The following is an 18,976-nucleotide window of genomic DNA, read 5'->3' as shown; positions in this document are numbered from 1 at the left end:
GGCGCTGCACCGGCAGTATTATCGGTGATCAGCCACCACTTGTTGCAAGGAGCGCAGTTCATCCACGGTGAGTTCTCGCCAGTCACCGGGGCTGAGTTGGCGATCCACCAGCGGGCCGATGCGGGTACGGATCAAACGCTCCACCGGGTGGCCTACCGCGGCACACATGCGGCGCACTTGCCGGTTACGGCCTTCGTGAATGGTCAAACGGATCATTCGGTCATCTACCAACGAGGCTTTGGCGGGCGCCGTCATGCCGTCATCAAGTTCTACGCCTTCGCGTAGTTGCCGCAAAGCAGCCCGTGAAGGCTCGCTTTCTACCACGGCAACATATTCTTTTTCGACGCCGAAAGAAGGGTGAGTCAACCGGTGGGTTAACTCGCCATCGTTGGTGAGTAGCAACAAACCTTCGGTATCGAAGTCCAGGCGACCTACCGGAAACACCCGGGGCTCGTCAGGTACCAAGCCCACCACGGTGGGTCGGTCTTGAGGATCGTCGGCGGTGGTGACCACCCCGGTGGGCTTGTTGAGTACGTAATAAACCAGGTCGGGGCGCACCCCTATGGGCATGCCGTCTACGGTAACCACGGCGATTTCGGCGTCCACTCGTTGACCCAATACGGCGACTTCGCCGTCCACTTTTACTCGGCCGGCGGCAATGAGGTCATCGCACACCCGTCGGCTACCAAAGCCCACGCGGGCTAATACTTTTTGCAGGCGCAACGGTTCGTCAGCAGGCTGAGTGTTTTTAGTTGTGGGGGGCATGGTTAAGGCCTTTGGAAGAGTTGTTGATTTATTTCGGTTGGCCAAGGTTTGCCTAAGAGCCGGTTAGCGGCCAGTTCGCCCAGGGCCGAAGCACACTTGGCGGCGTAGCCGTTGCCGGCGATCAGGGCGCTGACCCGGTCGGTCAGGTTATCAATAATGGGGTGACCGGTTTCAGTGTAGGTGGTTACGCACGGAGCGGTTCGGCTGCCCAGCACCTTGAGGTTGGGGATGAAGTCGAAAAGTAATTGTTTTTGGTGGGGTTCCATAGCTAAGTCGCCGTCGCTGCGAAACCAGTCAGCGATTTGTGACGGGCTAAGGTGTTTGCGTTCTCGGGTGATGCCGACTTTCATAATGGTGCGACCATCGGGCTGCGGTTTGGGCGGCAGCACATAAAAGCTTCGGTCTTTGTCTTCAGTTTTGACAATAATGCTGGGCAGGCCAGCCAAACGTTGCGCCTCTTCCGTAGACAGTTCAAAATGGATAATGGTGCGGGTGCCTACCGTTAAGTCCAGTTGGTTGGCTGGCGTATCGCCGTAGGCAAAAAACGGGCCGGTGGCCAGCACTACCCGTTGAGCCGCAAACTCCCCCGCTGAGGTTTCGAGAGTCACGTTGCCGTTTTGTTCTTTCACCGCACCAACCAAAGCGTCTACCACGGTGGTTCCGGCTTGTTCAGCGGCCGCCCCTTCGGCTCGCACATAGGCTCGGGGGTCAATATGGCCGGCGCCGGTGGCTTGAAAAATCCCCGGCAAATCAGCCGGTGGCGACAGTGCAGTAAACTCTTGCGCTACTTCTTCGGGGGAAAACTGTTGGCAACCCAAGTTGAGGTTCTGGTCGGAGGCTGCCATTACCGCCACCTCTTCGGCCGGACCCAACCACAGGTGACCCACATCGTGCAAAATCTTTTCACCGGTCAGGTTTTCTAAATGGCGAATTTGCGGCAGCGCTCGATGGCTCAGCCAGGCCTTTACTGGGTTGGGGTCAACGATTCGAGCGATACGAGTGTCGTCGTGGTGGCTAGCGAAAACTCCGTCATGTTTTTTACGATCAACCGGTTCGCTTTGCCCAACTAATAAAACGTTGACTCCGGCTTCGGCCAAAAACCAGGCGCAGGCACTGCCCATCATCCCTCGGCCCACCACGGCAACCTCAAAGGTTTTACCGGCCATGGTTACTCTGTCGCAGCAGTTGGTGATTCTTCGGTGGGGGTATCGTTAACCTCGGCTTCCACCTCGACCACTGGTTCAGGGTCCGCTCGCAAACCACGCTCCAAAGCTTCTACGACTTCGGCGCCGGGAACAAAATCTCCTAAGGGCGGAAGCTCAGCCAACCCGTCGAGGCCCATGCGTTCTAAAAATTCTTGAGTGGTACCAAACAAAAAGGCATTCCCGGGGCCTGAGTCGCGAGACAACTCATCGATGTAGCCGCGTTGTTGCAAAGTACGCATTACCCCGTCGGCATCCACCCCACGAATTGCCGACACTTGGGCCCGAGAAATCGGTTGTTTGTAAGCCACGATGGCCAAGGTTTCTAGTGCGGCGGCCGTTAACCGTGAACTTTGGCCTTCCAACACGAAGCGCTCCACCCAAGGTGCTTGGTCCGGGTGGCTTTGGTAGCGGTAACCGCCAGCCACGCGTTGCAAAACAAAGCCCCGATCTTCACGTTCGTAGTCGGCGACCAAGGTTTCACAAAGCGCTTCTATGTCGGCGGTGGGGATTTCCAGCAACTGCGCCAACAAGTTGGGGGACACCGGGTCAATAGCTACCATCAAAATGGACTCAATGGCTTGTCGGGTGGCCAGTGCTTCAGTTTCTTCCATGGGTTAGCCCTCGTAAGCGTCAATTAACTCGACGTCGGCTGGGCCACTGTTGGGCGCCCACCACAGGTGAATGTCGCCAAAACTGGCTGGTTGGTCAAGTTCGATGACCCCTTGTTTAAAGAGTTCTAGTACCGCTAAGAAACGCACCACCAACTCAATGCGATCCACTAAACCCGTGGTGAGTTTGCGGAACGAAATGGTGCCCTGGGCAGGGATTTCGTCGACCAGTTCAATCACCGCATCGGCCACGCTGGCCCGTATGGGGGCAATGTGTTCGGTGTTGATGTGCACCGTAGGTTTCGGAATGATCGCCGTGTAGTAGGCCCGGCGTAAATCCAGCGGCGTGATTCCGCCCAACAAGTCGGGAGCCAAAGACAAAAACTGGTCTTCGAGGCCGGCCCGGCGAGGCCACGAAAGGGCCGCCATTTGGGCCATTCGCTTGAGCACGGTGGCCGCATCTTTGAAGGTTTTGCATTCCAACAAACGAGCCAGCAGCAAATCTCGTTCTTCCCACAAGCCAAACTCGTCGTCTAAGTCGTCGCGTTGCTTGTCGGGCAAAAGGCGGCGGGTTTTGAGTTCCACCAAAATGGCGGCAATCAACAAAAACTCGGTAGCTAACTCGAGGTCAACGTTTTCTAGGCGTTCTAATTCCGCCAAAAAGGCGTCCACTACGGTGGTTAACGACACGTCGTAGAGCTCTACCTCTTCTTTGAGGATCAAATGCAACAACAGGTCAAAAGGTCCATCAAAGACTGGAGTATTTACGGTCACGCTCACCCCTTGACCCTAGAGAATCCTTAGCCCCGCGCGGTGTATGGCAAAGGAGTTTCTGAGAAAACTGTCCCCCACCGGGCCGGCCGGGGCACTAGCCTGCAAGCCTATGACACGTGTTTTTTCTGGTATTAAACCTTCCGGCTCTGTTCACCTCGGAAATTACCTCGGCGCGCTACGCAATTGGGCGGCCATGCAAGGCGATGCCGACACCGTTTATTGCGTGGTTGACCTGCATGCTTTGACCGTTCCCCAAGACCCTGGAGAGCTGCGGGCCTCCACCTTGTCGCTGGCCCAAATGCTGATCGCTATTGGCATTGACCCGGAGCGCAGCACCTTGTTTATCCAAAGCCATGTTTCTGAACACACCGAATGCGCTTGGCTTATGGAATGCACCGCCTCGTTTGGCGAGTTACGGCGCATGACCCAGTTCAAAGACAAGTCAGAAAAAGCCAAGTTTGTCTCGGGCGGATTATTCACCTACCCGGCCTTGCAAGCCAGCGACATTATTTTGTACGACACCGACCAAGTGCCGGTGGGCGAAGACCAACGCCAGCACATCGAACTAACCCGTGACTTGGCTGAACGGTTCAACAATCGTTACGGGCAAACTTTCGTAGTGCCCGAAGCGGTGGTGCCGACTGCTGGCGCCCGGGTCATGGACTTACAAAACCCTGAAAACAAAATGTCAAAGTCGGAAGACAGCCCGCAGGGTTCGGTTTCGTTGCTTGATGAGCCAGCGGCTATTGAAAAGAAGTTCAAACGAGCGGTGACCGACAGCGACAACGAGGTGCGTTACGACCCAGCCACCAAGCCGGGGGTGTCTAACTTGTTGTCGATTTTGGGGGCTGCTACTGGGCAAAGCCCCGCCGCTGCAGCCAACGGCATTGAACGCTACGGCGATTTAAAAGCCGCTACCGCTGAAGCAGTCATCGAGTTGCTGCGCCCCGTACAAGCTCGTTACCACGAACTCGCAGCCGACCCGGCAGAAACCAGCCGTTTGCTGGCCGTGGGCGCCGACAAAGCCCGCACCATCGCCCGAGCCACCTTGGATCGCGCCCACCAAAACCTCGGACTCCTGGCGCCTTAAGCCTTAATCGTCGTCGGCTTTCCAGAGAACGGCCGCATATTCAGTTTCGACTGTCCACTGGTTTGCCGGCCGGTGGTGTTCGCCAGCCCACGCCACGGTTAACGGGTCGCTTCCTGCTTCGGTCAGCAACCTGAACCCTTGGTCAGGGTGGGTGAGGTAGCGGCCCAAATCGCCTCGAATATCCGTTTGTTTTGCCCATGCCTGATGGCGGCCGGTAGTGGTCATCGCAGCCAGCAAGGTGGCGGCCACCCGACCAAAGGTGCCCAAACTGCTGGTTACCTTGCCCACATCGTGAAGCAGAGCAGCGGCCATCACTTCTCGGGGAGCACCAGGGAGTTCAGATCGCACCCGGCCAGCCACCCCAAAAGCGTGCGCCTGGTCGGCTTTACTCATGCGCTGCCATAAGGCTTGTTCTGTCGGCAGTAAACAATTCTCTACCCATTGAACATCAGTTGGGGTCAATGGTTGAGCCCGCAAAGCCCCAAAAAACCTCCCTACCAGATGGCTCAGTCTATTTTTTCTCGGCATGGCATTCCTTTGGGCGCAACCTCGTGGTTTCTTATTTAAGTTCGCTTGACAAGCAATTTAGCCCCTCCCATCTATTGTCAATGGCGACAGATTGGGGCATTCATTGCCCCAGGTGGCGCAAGGCGGCGAGGAGGCCAATAACTGTTTTGGCGTCGGTGATGGTGCCGTCAGCAATCATGGCCGACACTTGGTGCAAAGGCACCCGTTCAACAGTGAGGTATTCCTCTTCCACGCTGACCGCTATTGCCTCGGCGGGCACCAGTTCGGTGGCCAAATACACCGTGGTGAGTTCATCGCAAAAGCCGCCCGAGTTATGAAAAACCACCAACTCGGTTAACTGCGGAGCGTCAAACCCTGCTTCTTCAATGAGTTCTCGGCGGGCTGCATCGGGACGAGACTCCCCCGGCACATCAAGTTTGCCGGCCGGTAACTCCAACATTTCGGTGTCTAACGCCGGTCGGTATTGGCGCACCAAGATCACCTCGTCACCATCGATGGCAACCACCGCTACTGCCCCGGGGTGACGCACTACATCTCGGGAAATTTGTTCACCTTGCGGGCCTTCAAAGGTGGCTTCAGCCAAGGTAATGACATAGCCCTCGTGGAGAACCGTTTCGCCGGTTTGGCGAAAACCCGCAGTCATCGTTAAGCGTCAGTGGTGGCGTCCACCGTCAACAACTGCGGGTTGCGGCCCTCAGCGCGTTGCAACGCTGCTTCCATAAAACCCAAAAACAGTGGAGCGGGCCGGGTCGGGCGACTCTTGAACTCTGGGTGGGCTTGCGTCGCTACCCAGAACGGGTGGTTTTTAAGTTCGATGAACTCCACCAAACGCCCATCGGGAGACTCGCCAGAACACACAAAATCGTTGTCGTCGTATTGGCTGCGATAACGCGGGTTGAATTCATAGCGATGACGATGACGCTCGGACACCACTTCTTCGCCGTACATTTTCGCTACCTGAGAGCCAGGCTGCAACTGCGCTACATAAGCGCCCAAGCGCATGGTGCCCCCCAGGTCGGTGACGTCGCGTTGCGAATCCATGAGGTCAATAACTGGGTGCGGGGTTGATGGCTCGAATTCGCTGGAGTGCGCTCGCTCAAGGCCTAAAGCATTCCGCCCGTACTCAATGGTCATACATTGCAGGCCCAAGCAAAGCCCCAAACAAGGGACATCATTTTCTCGGGCATAACCGGCAGCGGCAATTTTGCCTTCAACCCCCCGCTCACCAAAGCCACCAGGAATAACGATGCCGTCAAGGTTGCGTAGTCGATCTTCGGTGAGTAATCCTTCTACGTCTTCGGCTTGTATCCAGTCGATCTCTACGTCGGCACCCAACTGAATGCCCGCATGCTTAAGTGACTCCACCACCGAAAGGTAGGCGTCTACCAAACTCACGTATTTACCAATCAAACCAACACGCACCGGGCTGGTGGCCGCTTCAACCTTACGGTTGAGTTCAATCCATTCCGTCAGGTCGGGCGGGCCAGCATCGATACGTAACAAATCGCAGATTACGTTGTCGAGGCCTTCTTCGTGAATGACCAACGGGATTTCGTAAAGACTTGATGCATCTGGAGCGTTGACCACAGCCTCGGCGGGCACCGAAGATAGGTTGGCAATTTTACGGGCCAAATTGTTACCGATAGGTTCGTCGCTGCGGCACACAATGGCATCAGGTTGGATACCCCGGCTGCGCAGTTCGATAACTGAGTGCTGGGTCGGCTTGGTTTTGTGCTCCCCCGAGGGGGCAATGTAAGGCACCAAGGTGACGTGCACGTAACACACGTTGTCTCGGCCCACGTCGAGGCGAAACTGGCGAATGGCTTCCAGGAAAGGCAAAATCTCAATATCGCCTACCGTGCCGCCCACTTCGGTGATGACCACATCCACGTCGTCCGAAGCCAAGGCGCTAATCCGCCGTTTGATCTCATCGGTAATGTGTGGAATAACCTGCACGGTACGGCCCAGGTAATCGCCCCGCCGTTCGGCCGCCAATACCGTGGAATAGATCGATCCCGTAGTGGCGTTGGAATCACGGGTCAAGTTTTCGTCAATAAAGCGTTCGTAATGGCCAAGGTCTAAATCGGTTTCTCCGCCATCATCGGTAACAAAAACTTCGCCGTGTTCAAAAGGGTTAAGCGTGCCCGGGTCCACGTTGATGTACGGGTCCAATTTTTGGATTACTACCCGGAGGCCACGCTGTTTAAGGAGTCGTCCTAGCGAGGCGGCGGTTAGCCCCTTGCCGAGTGAGCTGGCCACTCCGCCCGTTACAAAAATGTGTTTGGTCACGGAAGGTCAACTTATCGCTTTACGTTGCGTCGCGCGCGGAGTGCGCCGAGGTTTGTTGATTATCACGATGGCCCCAACACCGCTGCGGCGGCCAAAAGTTCAGACGCATGTTGCTGAGCGGCGCTACTGTCGGGCGACCCCGACAGCATGCGAGACAGTTCCACAATGCGTTGGTCAGAATCTAAAGGCTCCACGGTGGCTCGAGCGGTCTGGCCATCATCCACCTTATTTACCTTGAGTTGCTGGTCGGCGCAGGCCGCCACTTGCGCCAAGTGGGTGACCACCAATACTTGATGTCCTTCTGCGAGAGAAGCCAAAGCGGCACCGATACTGTGCGCTGCCTCGCCTCCTACTCCGGCATCCACTTCATCAAAAACCATAGTGGGGGGCGCTTTTGTAATTACTTGACGTAGCGCCAACATGACTCGTGCCAATTCGCCACCGGAGGCCACCTTGGCCAGGGGCAGCAGCGACGACCCAGAGTTAGCGGCCAGCAATAAACAAACCTCAGCCCCGGATTCGCCTTCTACCTCTACGGCCATTACCGCAGCGGCCATAGCCAACTGGCGCAAAAATTGCTGCACCTGGGCAGCAAGGTCTGGGGCCGCTCGGCGGCGGGCTGCCAGAACCACGGCGGCGGCTTGCATCCGTGCTGCTTCGGCCGCCAAGCGCTGGGCATCCAAGGCGGCCGCTCGGGCTTCATGATCTAAAAGGTCGTCTAAACGTTCGGCGGCTTCTCGGTGATACGCCATCACCGCTGCTAAATCCACCCCGTATTTTCGACGTAACTCAGACAAACGGTGCCGGCGTTGCACGATCGCTTCAAGGCGTTGTGGGTCTTCTTCGACCCCGTCGGTGGTAGCCCGGAGCTCTGACGCCACATCGGTTAACTCGGCTAACAACCCATGCAACCGGCCCGTCAAGTCAACAAATGGCGCCCGGTCGCTCAGGTTGTTGAGTGCCACCCCGAGGCCTTCAGAAACGTCGCTGTCCCCATCTAAAAGTTGCAACGCAGCAATCGCTGCTTCACGGTGTGCGGTGGCATCGCCCAACAGAGACTCGTCTTTGGCCAATTGGTCATCTTCGCTCGCATCATCAATGGCTGCTACATCGAGTTCTTCTACTTGAAAACGAAGCAGGTCTATTTCTCGAGCCCTCGCCCGTTCGTCGCCTCCCATAGCAGCCAGTTGATCATCTATTGCCAGCAACTCGGCTTCTGCTTCTTGCAGAGGGCTTAGGTCAATGCCGCCAAATCGATCTAAGGCCGCTCGCTGTTCTTTAGCGGTCAAAAGGCTTTGGTGGGCATGCTGGCCATGCAAGTTCACCAAGTCGCCTCCTCGGTCAGCCAAGGCCGCCGCGGTGGCCAACTGGCCATTGATATACGCCCTGCTCCGGCCCTCTTTGGGTACCACCCGTCGCAACACCACCTCATGATCGCCATCAGTGAAGCGGCCTTCCACCGAGGCCTCCGCACAGCCTTGGCGCACCATAGATGGGTCAGCGCGGCCCCCCAGCAGTAGTTCAATAGCCCCCACCACCATGGTTTTACCGGCCCCGGTTTCCCCGGTCACCGCCACCAAGCCGGCGCCCAACAAAACCGTCGATTCTTCTATCACCCCAAGGTTGGTGACCCGTAGTTCGCAAAGCATGTGAGCATCTTGCCACGACCCTGTGACAGTCCGGTGGCATTAGCATTTTGTTCCCGGCTCACCTCGCCGGAGCGGCCAGCATTAAGGTGGTGACATGCCATGGAACAAACTTGCTCAACGGGCTTCTCGGGCCTCCCACGATTTAGTTGGCTGGATATTCTGGGACCCCCAGGCCATAAATAACTATGCCGACCTTGGGGTGCCCGACGGGGCGGGTTACTACGTGGCCACCCGTTTCGGCCCGCTAGCCGCCGCCGGTAACGAAGTAGTAGCGGCCACCGCTTACTCAATTAACCCGGTATTCCTCGGCATGGCTTTAGACATTTGCCGCCAACACACCGATTTTTCCTCAGCCACGGCGGCCCGAGATGCTGCGGTGGTGCCAGGGCTCAACAGAATTGACCCAGCCATTGCTGAGCGACTCGCTCCACTCGCCGAACCCCTCTGGACAGTGGCCGATCAACTCCACTCCGGAGCCCGAGCACTTTTTGCTGCTCACCGTGCGCAGCCACGACCCGGGGACGACCAACTTGCGCTCTCTGCCTGGCTGGCCGTCAACTGCCTGCGGGAATGGCGAGGCGACACCCACTGGGCACTCTGTGCCGCCGCCGACCTCGACGCCGCCGAAGTCGGCCTCTTGAACAACGCCATGGTGGAGGGCTACGACGCAGAATGGATTGCCCGTAGCCGAGGCGCCGACGATCACGCCATTGACCAAGGATGGCGGCGACTGGCCGCCAAGGGTTTCGCCGCTAATCGTTCGCTCACCGATGCTGGCCAGCGGTTTCGCCAAGAACTCGAAGACCACACCGATCAACTCTGTGGGCAAATGTGGCAGTTGCTCAGCGAATCACTCACCGTTGAACTCTGCGAACTGGCCGAACCACACCACCAAGCTTTCCTGGACCGCATTGACGCCACCGCCGGTCCTCTCTGGATGCCCGCAGCTCGCAACTAACCAGAAAGCGCCTCGTTGAGAACGGCTCGGGCCTGTTCTAAGTTTTTTACCCCGTTGAACTCGGGATGCACACTTTGCGAAGCCAAGGGCAGCAGCGCATCACCTTCACCAAGTACTGAAACTAGTGCCGTGCTACGGAATCGTGGGCCAAGGTTTTGGTCCACCACATAAAAGAACAAATACTCGGCACCCACAGCCCAATGGTCGGGGCCGATCCCGTTGGTCCGCAACTCTGCGGTGCGTACCAACGTTTTTGACTGCACTTGATAGCCGCCAATGGCTTCGACCACCGTCACCTCCCCCGCCTGTGCCGACCCGGCGTATACCTCAAGAAGTTCAAAAACTAAACCCAACCGCTCCTCAGCGAAATCCGGGTTGTCGCCCTCCACGCCCGTGTCGATAACTCGATGCTGATCGGTTACCTCTTGCAACACCGCTCGCACCACCACATCGCCTTCTTTAATCAGTTGGGCAACCGGCGTGACCTGTTCACAAGCCGAAGAATCAATAACCGACAAAACCTCATCATTGGTCGCCCCATCAGTTCAGCAAGCAACCACTAAGAACGCTAGGCAAAACACTCCCAAAAAGCTTCTCAACATAGCACGCACTATAAAAGGTCTTTCAGCGGTCTTCGAGGCCAAACTTAGTTTTAAGCACCCGAGCAAAATGGTGTTGACCAAAAGTAACCAACCGCGCCACCCGATCAGCGGCCGTCACCACCACCTGGTCTCCCTCGCTGACCACCGCTTGTTCACGGCCATCAACATTGCAAATCGCCGGACGATCCCCCAGCACCTCAAGACAGACCTCGGTAGAAGGCGCCAACACCATGGTGCGATCAAACAACATGTGGGCCGACACTGGGGTGACCTGCAACGAGCGATGGGTAGCGTCAACAATGGGCCCCTGCGCCGAAAACGCATAAGCCGTCGATCCGGTAGGAGAAGCCACAATCAACCCGTCGGCCACATACGAAGTAAAGAACTCGCCATCTAAAGCCACCCCCACCCGAATAGTCGGGCCATGGCGTTCAACCACCACCTCGTTTAACGCATGATCAACCGCCACCACCGTGCCATCGGCTCGCCGCACCTCCACCCGAAGCATCATGCGGTCTTCCAACCGGCAATCTCCCGCCAAAACCTTACTGACCGCTTGTTGCACCTCACCGGGTTCGCAAGCCGTCAAATAACCCAAGTGGCCAAAGTTGACCCCCAAAACCGGAACCGGGGCGCCATCCAACAAATCCACGGCCCGCAATATTGAACCATCACCGCCCAGGCTCACTATTAAATCCAAACCAGTAATGGTCTCCGAAGAAAGCGGATGACGCACTTCATGGCCCTGCTTGGTCAACCAACCAGCTAAATCGGCCGCCTGAATAATCGCTTCACTACGGTGCTCATGGACCACCAAACCAACGGCCGCCATTAGCGAACTTCCGCTTGATGAACCAACGCTTCGGCATCCCAAGAAGACGCCGTCGCCCCGGCCACTACATGAATAAGAAACTCCACGTTGCCCTCCGCGCCCGTTATTGGTGAAACCATGCCCCCCATGATGGCCGCTCCCGCGCTCCGAACCGACGTTTCCACCTGATTAAGCACCCGAAGCCAAACCGCCGGGTCGCTAATAACGCCTTTCCCGCTGTCTACTTCGGCCTTATCTGCTTCAAACTGAGGCTTCACCAACATGACCAAAGATGCTCCCTCTTTAACCAACGCCAACAGCTGCGTCACGACCGTACGCAGCGAAATAAACGACAAATCAGTAACCAACAAGTCAAACGGGACGTTCAAGGTTTGTTGATCGACAAGGCGAACGTTGGTTTGTTCACGCACCGTCACCCGAGAATCAGTGCGGAGTTTCTGGTGAAGTTGCCCCCGACCGACATCCAAAGCAGTCACCGCCGCTGCTCCCTGTTGCAAGAGACAATCAGTGAAACCACCAGTGCTTGACCCCACATCAATAACCCTAAGCCCGTCAGGGTCAATGACAAATCTCGCCAAAGCTGCTTCAAGTTTTAGCCCGCCTCGGCTCACAAACTTGGGTGGCGGTGCAGCAACCACCACCGCTTGGGACGGTTCCACCAGTCGGGTCACCTTGTCGGCCGGCGCACCATCGACCGTAACCCGGCCTTCATCGACTAATTCCTGGGCCTGCTCCGGGCTATCAGCAAGACCGCGCCGCACCATTTCTCGGTCTAAGCGGCGGCGAGTCAACGCAAATACTCCTCCACCAAAGCCGGCAAATCGGCATGCACGGTGTCGGGTTGAGGGGTCACCGGCAAATGCTCTTCGGTGGTGACCCCGCTGAGCACCAAAGCAAACTTCCAGTTCAACGCTTGGGCCAACAAACCATCGGTGTCGGGGCGATCCCCCACCACGATGCCTTCCGTACCCGCCGACTCAATAACCAGATCACAAATAGATTGATGAGGCTTCCCGGCCACCTCAGGAGTCACGCCGGTAGCGGCCTGCAGAGCAGCAACAATGCTTCCCGCCCCAGCCCGAATACCATCTTCGGCCGGGTAGGTGACGTCCATGTTGGTGGCCAACAAACGGGCTCCCCCAAGCACGGCACGAATACCCGCCGAAAGTCCCCAATAATCAAAATGTTCATGAAAGCCCACCACCACGGTGTCTACCGGGCCGTCATCAACCATTACGGCGCCTTGTGCCTCAATTTCTTCACGACACCCGGCCCCACACATACCCAGTATACGTTCGCCGGGCTGCACCATTTTCGCCACGGCCATCGCCGAAGAAATAACCCCGCCTCGAGCGTCAATACCGTGATGAGCCAACCTTGCTTCTAAATCCACTATTCGGCTACCCGAGTTATTGGTAACAAACAACACCGTTTCACCGGCATCTTGAAGAGCCGTCACTGCTTCGGCAGCCCCCGGGATGCGGTCAGTACCTAGCCATACCACACCATCAAGATCTAAAGCCCAGCCCATAAAAGTTAGTGATCAAACTTCCCAAGTGGGTTGCGAACGCAGCAAAGAGGCGATGTCGCCCTTGCCGCTCTCGGCCGCAACTGCAGCTACTTGCGTAGCCATTGCCGCACCATACTCAGCTCGTTTTGCCGCACGGAACACCCCAACCGGAGTAGGGGTAGTCGGCCCAGCAGCCAAACGAGACAAAGCAAACGCCGTGGAGGGGTCTTGGCGGGTTTCGTCATGAACCAAAAGGGCATCAAGGCCCACATCAGCAACATTGGCGATCTCTACCCCGCCGTCACAACTCACTACGCCGTACTGGCCTTCGCTACCAAATTGAATGCGCTCGCCGTGCCGTAAATCGATCAGCATGTCGTCACGAACATCTTTTTTAGTAATGGTGCTAAATGCACCATCGTTGAAAACATTACAGTTTTGATAGACCTCGACCAGCGAAGCCCCGTCGTGTTCATAGGCACGGCGGAACATTTCTTGCATGTGCTTACGGTCCATGTCATGGGTGCGAGCCACAAAACTTGCTTCAGCGCCCAAAGCCAAACTTACGGGGTTAAAGGGTTCGGCAATAAGACCAACTGGAGATGACTTAGTGACCTTGCCGGTTTCGCTAGTGGGCGAGAACTGACCTTTGGTCAAGCCATAAATCTGATTATTGAACAACAAGATGTTGATGTTGATGTTGCGTCGCAAAGCGTGAATCAAATGGTTGCCGCCAATGGACAACATGTCGCCGTCGCCACCGATAACCCACACATCAAGTTCTGGGCGAGCCATAGCTAAGCCAGTAGCAATAGCGGGTGCTCGACCATGAATGCTATGCATGCCATAAGTGTTCATGTAATAAGGCAACCGAGCAGCACAACCAATGCCCGAAATGAATACCGTGTTCTCTCGGCGTACTCCGAGTTCCGGCATCAAAAGTTGCAAAGCGGTGAGGATTGAATAATCGCCGCAACCCGGGCACCAACGCACCTCTTGATCGCTTTGCCAATCAGCGCGTTTGGTCTCTGGAACAACTTCGTTGTTCATGGTGGCGGTCATTGCTTGGCCTCCCCGTTCATCGTTTCTAATATGGTTGTTTCAAGTTCTCCCGCAGTGAAAGGCTGGCCTGACACTTTGCTGATGGACTGCGCATCTACCAAGAACTCGGCGCGAATCATCAAACTAAGTTGACCCAAATTCATTTCTGGAATCAACACGTGGGTACGACCTTTAAGCACTTCACCGAGATTGGCTGGAAACGGATTGAGGTGGGTCAAATGGGCGTGAGCAATCTTGTGACCCTCGCCGCGCAAGCGGCCCAAGGCACTGGTGATAGCACCCCAAGTGGAGCCCCAACCCAAGATGAGTACATCGGCATCTACATCACCGACTACTTCTACATCGGGCACCTCTATGCGGCGTATACGCTCCGCACGAATTTCCACCATTTTGGCGTGATTGGTGGGGTCATAACTAATGTTGCCCGAGCCATCTTCTTTTTCGATTCCCCCAATGCGATGCATCAGGTCAGGGGTGCCAGGGATCGCCATCGACCGAACCAATTTTTCGTCACGCAAATATGGCCAATATTCGTCTTCGCCGTCCGCATTTTTATGGTTGAACTCGGTGGTGTAAGTGACCTCAATAGGTTCAAGATCGTCAACATCAGGCAAACGCCATGGTTCAGACCCGTTGGCGAGATAGCCATCAGAAAGCAACATGACAGGAGTCCGATGGGTCAAAGCGATCCGGCATGCCTCAATAGCGGCGTTAAAACAATCCGACGGGGTGCGTGGCGCCACGATAGGAATCGGCGATTCACCGTGACGACCATACATGGCCATCAGAAGGTCAGCTGCCTCTGTCTTGGTGGGCAAACCGGTTGATGGTCCACCTCGTTGAATGCTGACAATAACCAACGGAAGTTCTAGCGATAATGCCAAACCCATGGTTTCAGACTTCAAGGCCACACCGGGCCCGCTTGTTGAGGTAATCCCCAGGTGGCCGCCAAAAGAGGCCCCTAAAGCAGCGCCGATACCGGCGATTTCATCCTCTGCTTGAAAAGTAGTTACCCCAAAAGACTTGTGTTTAGCCAACTCATGCAAAATGTCCGTGGCCGGGGTGATGGGGTAGGTACCCAAGAAAATAGGCAAGTTTGCCAGTTGGCCAGCCGCCACCAAACCCCACGACAACGACGTGTTGCCGTTGACGTTGGTGTAAGTCCCCGACTCCAACGGAGCTGCTTTTACGATGACCCGTTGGTCACCTAGCTCAGCGGTCTCGCCATAAATGTGGCCAGCAGAAAATGCTGCTTTGTTAGCAGCAACGATCAAGTCGCGGCCGCCAAACTTGGCATCGATCCAGTCCATGGTTGGTTCCACGGGGCGGCTGTACATCCAAGAGACGAGGCCCAAGGCGAAAAAGTTTTTTGACCGGTCAGCATCTCGAGGCTTAACCCCAAGTTCTTTACAAGCCTCTTTGGTAAGCGAGGTCATAGGCACCGAAATAACTCGACAACCCTTCAAGTCATCGCCTTCTTCTAAGGGGTTATAGTCGTAGCCGGCCTTGGTCAAGTTGCGTTCTTCGAAAGTATCTCGATTAATAATCACCGTGCCGCCAGGAGCTAACCGATGAAGGTCAGACTTTAAAGCTGCCGGGTTCATGGCCACCATTACATCGGGAGCATCCCCGGGAGTCATGATGTCATGATCAGAAATCTGTACTTGAAAAGCCGATACTCCGGCCAAGGTGCCAGCGGGGGCACGAATCTCTGCCGGGTAATCGGGGAAAGTAGCTAAATCGTTGCCGTGCATAGCACTGGCACTAGTGAAGCGATCGCCGGTGAGTTGCATGCCATCGCCAGAGTCGCCAGCGAAGCGAATGATTACCCGGTCAACTGCAGGAACCGTCGGCTCCGTTGCCGTTTCGGTCACGTTATTTCCTCCATTTCCAGCTTCGTTGCTGAAAGTCTTTTGAATCATTAGTTAACGAACGCCGCCACCATAACCCCGTCAACGGCGAGGGGTGACCATAGCGGAACAAAGTTCTGTCTTTCAGGTCACACCCCAAAAGGTCTTGGCCTAAGCCAGGGTGATGGAGTCATCCAAATAGACGTCTTGAATAGCGTTGAGTAACTCCACGCCTTCGGCTCGAGGCCGTTGGAACGCTTTACGCCCGCTGATCAAACCGGTGCCGCCTGCTCGCTTGTTTACCACGGCGGTGGTTACCGCTTCGGCCAGGTCGCTGGCCCCGGAGGACGCTCCCCCACTGTTGATCAAACCAATGCGCCCCATGTAACAGTTCGCTACTTGCCAGCGGCAAAGGTCAATCGGGTGGTCGGTGGTGAGGTCGCTGTACACCGCAGCATGGGTTTTACCAAAACCGTCGAGCGCGTTGTAGCCGCCGTTGTTTTCGGGCAACTTTTGTTTAATGATGTCCGCTTCGATGGTTACTCCAAGGTGGTTGGCTTGGGCGGTGAGGTCGGCTGAGGCGTGGTAGTCCACGCCATCAACTTTGAAACCTGAGTTACGCAAGTAGCACCACAGCACAGTGAACATGCCCAGTTCGTGGGCTCGGGCGAAGGCTTCGCTGACTTCTTGAATTTGGCGGGTTGCTTCGTCGGAACCAAAGTAAATGGTGGCGCCCACGCCGGCTGCTCCAAGGTCAAAGGCTTGGTCGACTGAGCCGTACATGACCTGGTCAAACTTGTTGGGGTAGGTCAACATTTCGTTGTGGTTGATTTTTACGATGAACGGAATGCGATGGGCGTAGCGGCGCGAAACCGAAGCCAACACTCCGTAGGTAGAAGCCACGGCGTTACAACCGCCATCAATGGCTAACTCAACGATGTTGGCGGGGTCGAAGTATTCGGGGTTCGGGGCAAAAGAGGCTGCCGCTGAATGCTCTATACCTTGATCAACGGGGAGGATCGATACATAACCCGACCCGCCTAAACGACCATGATCGTAAAGCGACTGCAAGTTGCGCATGACCTGCGGTGAACGGTCTGAAGGCCCGAACGCTTCGCTGACGTAATCGGGGCCGGGTTGGGTGAGGTCAGCGGCTTTGATGCCGGTGGCCACGTGATCCAAAAGGTAAGCGGCGTTGTCGCCTAACAGAGAAGCGGTATCCACTGGGGAACTCCTTGAAATCGTTTGAGGTGAGCAATGCGCTCATCGCCACAGGTTCTTTCCTGCGATGCATTCACCCTAGACGGCGCGCGCCCCGGCCAAACCCCTTTTGTGAAAAACGACCGTCTTTAACGCAAGCCCTTGAGGCGCTGGTCGACATCGGCAAAACCTGGGGCGGAGCGTTGCACCCACCCAAAAAGGTCACGGGCCCGAGGTATCGAGCCAGATTGTTCGTAAAGATCTGCCAAGGCGTAGGCCCGGCGCAAATGGTGTTCACGGGCCCGTTTAGGAAAGTTCCATCCTTTTTCCATGAGCGCTACTGCTTCTTTGAGTTTGTCTTGATCGGCCAAAGTACCGGCAGCCACCAAACGGCCTTCGGTAACTAAAGCTGCCGATGGCGAAGCATCACGAAGCTCTATCCAGAGTTCGTCGACGTCGGCCCACCAGCCCAAGGCTCGGTAACAGTCTGCCAACACGGGGTGTTGCTCGGTGCTGCCCGTTAGTTCACGGAAGCGTTCCATTTTTTTCGCTGCCTCACGCCAACGGCCCAGGCGGTAAAGAATCAATCCCGACATTTCTACAACTTCGGCAACATCAGGGGCTCGTTCTTCAAGCGAATACAAAGTACGGCGGGCATCAACAAAACGTTCTTCTTGAAAATCTTCTCCGGCATCACGCAAACGCTTAGCGGCTCGGCGGCCTGCCTTGTCGCCCAACAAACGCACCAACATGGTGTCGCCTTCTGGCAGCCGGCGAGGTGCTTCAGGCAAGGGGTCGCGTTTAACCACCACTGTCCTATGGGGTCGGCGAATTGGTTTCTTTATTTTAGAAACAGCAGTCTCTGCTTCTTCTTTTACCCGATCCCAGTTCGGGTTTTCTTCTTCTTCATCTTTTTTGGGACGCCGGTTAGCGGTGCGTTCTTTACGCTCTGGGCTATCTTCGTCTTCCGCTCGTTCTAACCAACCGGCTCCGCGTCGAGCAACTCCGCCCCAAGACTTAGGACCAGTTTTATACGGTTCACGCACCCGGCGGCGGTCTTCTCTCGGTTCGCTTTCCCGTTCGGTGCGTCGACGGTTTACCGCGCTTCGCCCAGCATCACGGTCGTTATCACGGCCGCCACCTGAACGATTTCGGTCATCAGAACGACCCCGATTATCAGAGCGGCCATCACGTGACGAACGGTCGTTACCGCGACTGCCACCCTTGCCGCCGGAGCGACGATCATCAGAACGACCAGAACGGTCAGAGGAAGAAGACATAGGTCGTAAATCTACCGCGTCGAAGAAGCACTGCGACTACTCTGGTCAGGTGTCACCGCCCAACCCATGCCCTCCCCCTCCGCCAAACACCGTCACGTGGGGTCTGACCCCACGTGACTGCGGTGGGAAACGCAAAGGCGCTATAACGCGAACTAGCAGGACCCGAGGGCCCTGCTAGTTGCTTTAGATTAATCCGGCGACGTCCTACTCTCCCAGGGTTTCTCAACCCAAGTACCATCGGCGCTGGCGGGCTTAACTGCCGTGTTCGGAATGGGAACGGGTGTGTCCCCGCCGCCATCGCCACCGAAATCCTTTGTGCCCTCGCTGTCGAAACAACGAGAACTCGATCAATTTTCAATAGAGGTATCCCCTCTAAGTACTCCACAGCGAACACGAGCATCAACCTCGAAAGTTGATGTAATAACCAAGCCCTCGGCCGATTAGTACCGGTCGGCTGAACACATCACTGTGCTTACACCTCCGGCCTATCAACGTGGTGGTCTGCCACGGGCCTTACCCGGTTTCCCGGTGGGAGATCTTATCTTGAAACAGGCTTCCCACTTAGATGCTTTCAGCGGTTATCCCTTCCGTAGGTCGCCAACCAGCCATGCTCCTGGCGGAACAACTGGCACACGAGAGCTACGTCCATCCCGGTCCTCTCGTACTAGGGACAGCATTTCTCAAATCTCCTCCGGCTGCAGAGGATAGGGACCGAACTGTCTCACGACGTTCTAAACCCAGCTCGCGTACCGCTTTAATGGGCGAACAGCCCAA

The 18,976-nt window shown here is 56.2% G+C and carries 18 protein-coding genes and 2 rRNA genes; 2 read left to right on the top strand and 18 right to left on the bottom strand.

Going from position 1 to position 18,976, the window contains the following annotated elements:
• Positions 1-18: 18 nt before the first annotated feature.
• From EYQ49_01375 to EYQ49_01360, 4 genes are read right to left on the bottom strand one after another with little or no spacing between them, the layout of a single operon-like run.
• The gene (locus EYQ49_01375) at positions 19-765 is read right to left on the bottom strand and encodes an rRNA pseudouridine synthase (GenBank protein HIG24529.1); all 747 of its coding nucleotides are present in this window, start codon (positions 763-765) and stop codon (positions 19-21) included.
• 2 nt (positions 766-767) lie between these two features.
• Positions 768-1,931 carry an FAD-dependent oxidoreductase gene (locus tag EYQ49_01370; protein HIG24528.1) on the bottom strand — a complete coding sequence of 388 codons (1,164 nt, stop codon included), beginning with the start codon at positions 1,929-1,931 and terminating at the stop codon, positions 768-770.
• Positions 1,932-1,933: 2 nt separating this feature from the next.
• Positions 1,934-2,581, bottom strand: coding sequence for an SMC-Scp complex subunit ScpB (gene scpB, locus EYQ49_01365; protein ID HIG24527.1), 648 nt, complete (start codon positions 2,579-2,581; stop codon positions 1,934-1,936).
• Positions 2,582-2,584: 3 nt separating this feature from the next.
• Positions 2,585-3,358: a segregation/condensation protein A gene (locus EYQ49_01360; protein HIG24526.1), complete on the bottom strand. Its 774-nt coding sequence runs from the start codon at positions 3,356-3,358 to the stop codon at positions 2,585-2,587.
• 103 nt (positions 3,359-3,461) lie between these two features.
• On the opposite strand from EYQ49_01360, the gene trpS reads away from it, so the two are divergent.
• Positions 3,462-4,442 carry a tryptophan--tRNA ligase gene (gene trpS, locus EYQ49_01355; GenBank protein ID HIG24525.1) on the top strand — a complete coding sequence of 327 codons (981 nt, stop codon included), beginning with the start codon at positions 3,462-3,464 and terminating at the stop codon, positions 4,440-4,442.
• Between the two features lie 3 nt (positions 4,443-4,445).
• Here trpS and EYQ49_01350 read toward each other — a convergent pair whose 3' ends face one another.
• The 4 genes from EYQ49_01350 to recN form a co-directional block, all read right to left on the bottom strand.
• On the bottom strand, positions 4,446-4,919 hold the full coding sequence (locus EYQ49_01350; protein ID HIG24524.1) for a hypothetical protein: 474 nt from the start codon (positions 4,917-4,919) through the stop codon (positions 4,446-4,448).
• Between the two features lie 151 nt (positions 4,920-5,070).
• Positions 5,071-5,613 (bottom strand): NUDIX hydrolase, encoded by a 543-nt coding sequence (locus tag EYQ49_01345; protein HIG24523.1) that lies wholly within the window; start codon positions 5,611-5,613, stop codon positions 5,071-5,073.
• Positions 5,614-5,615: 2 nt separating this feature from the next.
• A complete protein-coding gene (locus EYQ49_01340) occupies positions 5,616-7,259 on the bottom strand; it encodes a CTP synthase (protein ID HIG24522.1) in 1,644 nt (547 codons plus the stop codon).
• A 62-nt stretch (positions 7,260-7,321) separates the two neighbouring features.
• On the bottom strand, positions 7,322-8,908 hold the full coding sequence (recN, locus tag EYQ49_01335; protein HIG24521.1) for a DNA repair protein RecN: 1,587 nt from the start codon (positions 8,906-8,908) through the stop codon (positions 7,322-7,324).
• A 94-nt stretch (positions 8,909-9,002) separates the two neighbouring features.
• Here recN and EYQ49_01330 point away from each other — a divergent pair, with 94 nt between their 5' ends.
• Complete coding sequence (locus tag EYQ49_01330; GenBank protein ID HIG24520.1) at positions 9,003-9,866, top strand: hypothetical protein; 864 nt, start codon at positions 9,003-9,005, stop codon at positions 9,864-9,866.
• Here EYQ49_01330 and EYQ49_01325 read toward each other — a convergent pair.
• The 10 genes from EYQ49_01325 to EYQ49_01280 all read right to left on the bottom strand — a co-directional run.
• Positions 9,863-10,384: a hypothetical protein gene (locus EYQ49_01325; GenBank protein ID HIG24519.1), complete on the bottom strand. Its 522-nt coding sequence runs from the start codon at positions 10,382-10,384 to the stop codon at positions 9,863-9,865. The genes EYQ49_01330 and EYQ49_01325 overlap by 4 nt on opposite strands.
• A 106-nt stretch (positions 10,385-10,490) precedes the next feature.
• Entirely contained in the window at positions 10,491-11,300 is an 810-nt protein-coding gene (locus tag EYQ49_01320; protein HIG24518.1) for an NAD(+)/NADH kinase, read from the bottom strand.
• Positions 11,300-12,091: a TlyA family RNA methyltransferase gene (locus EYQ49_01315; GenBank protein HIG24517.1), complete on the bottom strand. Its 792-nt coding sequence runs from the start codon at positions 12,089-12,091 to the stop codon at positions 11,300-11,302. Before EYQ49_01315 ends, EYQ49_01320 begins: the two co-directional genes overlap by 1 nt.
• Positions 12,088-12,831, bottom strand: coding sequence for an HAD-IIA family hydrolase (locus EYQ49_01310; protein HIG24516.1), 744 nt, complete (start codon positions 12,829-12,831; stop codon positions 12,088-12,090). The genes EYQ49_01315 and EYQ49_01310 overlap by 4 nt, the downstream gene beginning before the upstream one ends.
• Positions 12,832-12,843: 12 nt before the next feature.
• Positions 12,844-13,872: a 2-oxoacid:ferredoxin oxidoreductase subunit beta gene (locus EYQ49_01305; protein ID HIG24515.1), complete on the bottom strand. Its 1,029-nt coding sequence runs from the start codon at positions 13,870-13,872 to the stop codon at positions 12,844-12,846.
• A complete protein-coding gene (locus EYQ49_01300; protein ID HIG24514.1) occupies positions 13,869-15,794 on the bottom strand; it encodes a 2-oxoacid:acceptor oxidoreductase subunit alpha in 1,926 nt (641 codons plus the stop codon). Before EYQ49_01300 ends, EYQ49_01305 begins: the two co-directional genes overlap by 4 nt.
• Before the next feature lie 99 nt (positions 15,795-15,893).
• The gene (locus EYQ49_01295; protein ID HIG24513.1) at positions 15,894-16,946 is read right to left on the bottom strand and encodes a class I fructose-bisphosphate aldolase; all 1,053 of its coding nucleotides are present in this window, start codon (positions 16,944-16,946) and stop codon (positions 15,894-15,896) included.
• Positions 16,947-17,071: 125 nt separating this feature from the next.
• Positions 17,072-18,202, bottom strand: a complete 1,131-nt coding sequence (locus EYQ49_01290; GenBank protein ID HIG24512.1) for a hypothetical protein — start codon at positions 18,200-18,202, stop codon at positions 17,072-17,074.
• A gap of 191 nt (positions 18,203-18,393) precedes the next feature.
• Positions 18,394-18,510 (bottom strand): 5S ribosomal RNA (gene rrf, locus EYQ49_01285).
• A 114-nt stretch (positions 18,511-18,624) separates the two neighbouring features.
• Positions 18,625-18,976: ribosomal RNA gene (locus EYQ49_01280) — 23S ribosomal RNA — on the bottom strand; the annotation flags it as partial.

The organism is Acidimicrobiia bacterium (assembly GCA_012959995.1).
GTDB lineage: Bacteria > Actinomycetota > Acidimicrobiia > Acidimicrobiales > MedAcidi-G1 > MedAcidi-G2B.
This window is presented reverse-complemented; position numbering and strand designations above follow the sequence as displayed.

Coding starts and splice junctions, on each gene's coding strand:
- EYQ49_01370 (HIG24528.1), bottom strand. CDS start 1,931: ATGGCCGGTAAAACCTTTGAGGTTGCCGTGGTGGGCCGAGGGATGATG.
- recN (HIG24521.1), bottom strand. CDS start 8,908: ATGCTTTGCGAACTACGGGTCACCAACCTTGGGGTGATAGAAGAATCG.
- trpS (HIG24525.1), top strand. CDS start 3,462: ATGACACGTGTTTTTTCTGGTATTAAACCTTCCGGCTCTGTTCACCTC.
- EYQ49_01310 (HIG24516.1), bottom strand. CDS start 12,831: ATGGGCTGGGCTTTAGATCTTGATGGTGTGGTATGGCTAGGTACTGAC.
- scpB (HIG24527.1), bottom strand. CDS start 2,581: ATGGAAGAAACTGAAGCACTGGCCACCCGACAAGCCATTGAGTCCATT.
- EYQ49_01330 (HIG24520.1), top strand. CDS start 9,003: ATGCCATGGAACAAACTTGCTCAACGGGCTTCTCGGGCCTCCCACGAT.
- EYQ49_01300 (HIG24514.1), bottom strand. CDS start 15,794: ATGATTCAAAAGACTTTCAGCAACGAAGCTGGAAATGGAGGAAATAAC.
- EYQ49_01305 (HIG24515.1), bottom strand. CDS start 13,872: ATGACCGCCACCATGAACAACGAAGTTGTTCCAGAGACCAAACGCGCT.
- EYQ49_01290 (HIG24512.1), bottom strand. CDS start 18,202: ATGTCTTCTTCCTCTGACCGTTCTGGTCGTTCTGATGATCGTCGCTCC.
- EYQ49_01375 (HIG24529.1), bottom strand. CDS start 765: ATGCCCCCCACAACTAAAAACACTCAGCCTGCTGACGAACCGTTGCGC.
- EYQ49_01345 (HIG24523.1), bottom strand. CDS start 5,613: ATGACTGCGGGTTTTCGCCAAACCGGCGAAACGGTTCTCCACGAGGGC.
- EYQ49_01320 (HIG24518.1), bottom strand. CDS start 11,300: ATGGCGGCCGTTGGTTTGGTGGTCCATGAGCACCGTAGTGAAGCGATT.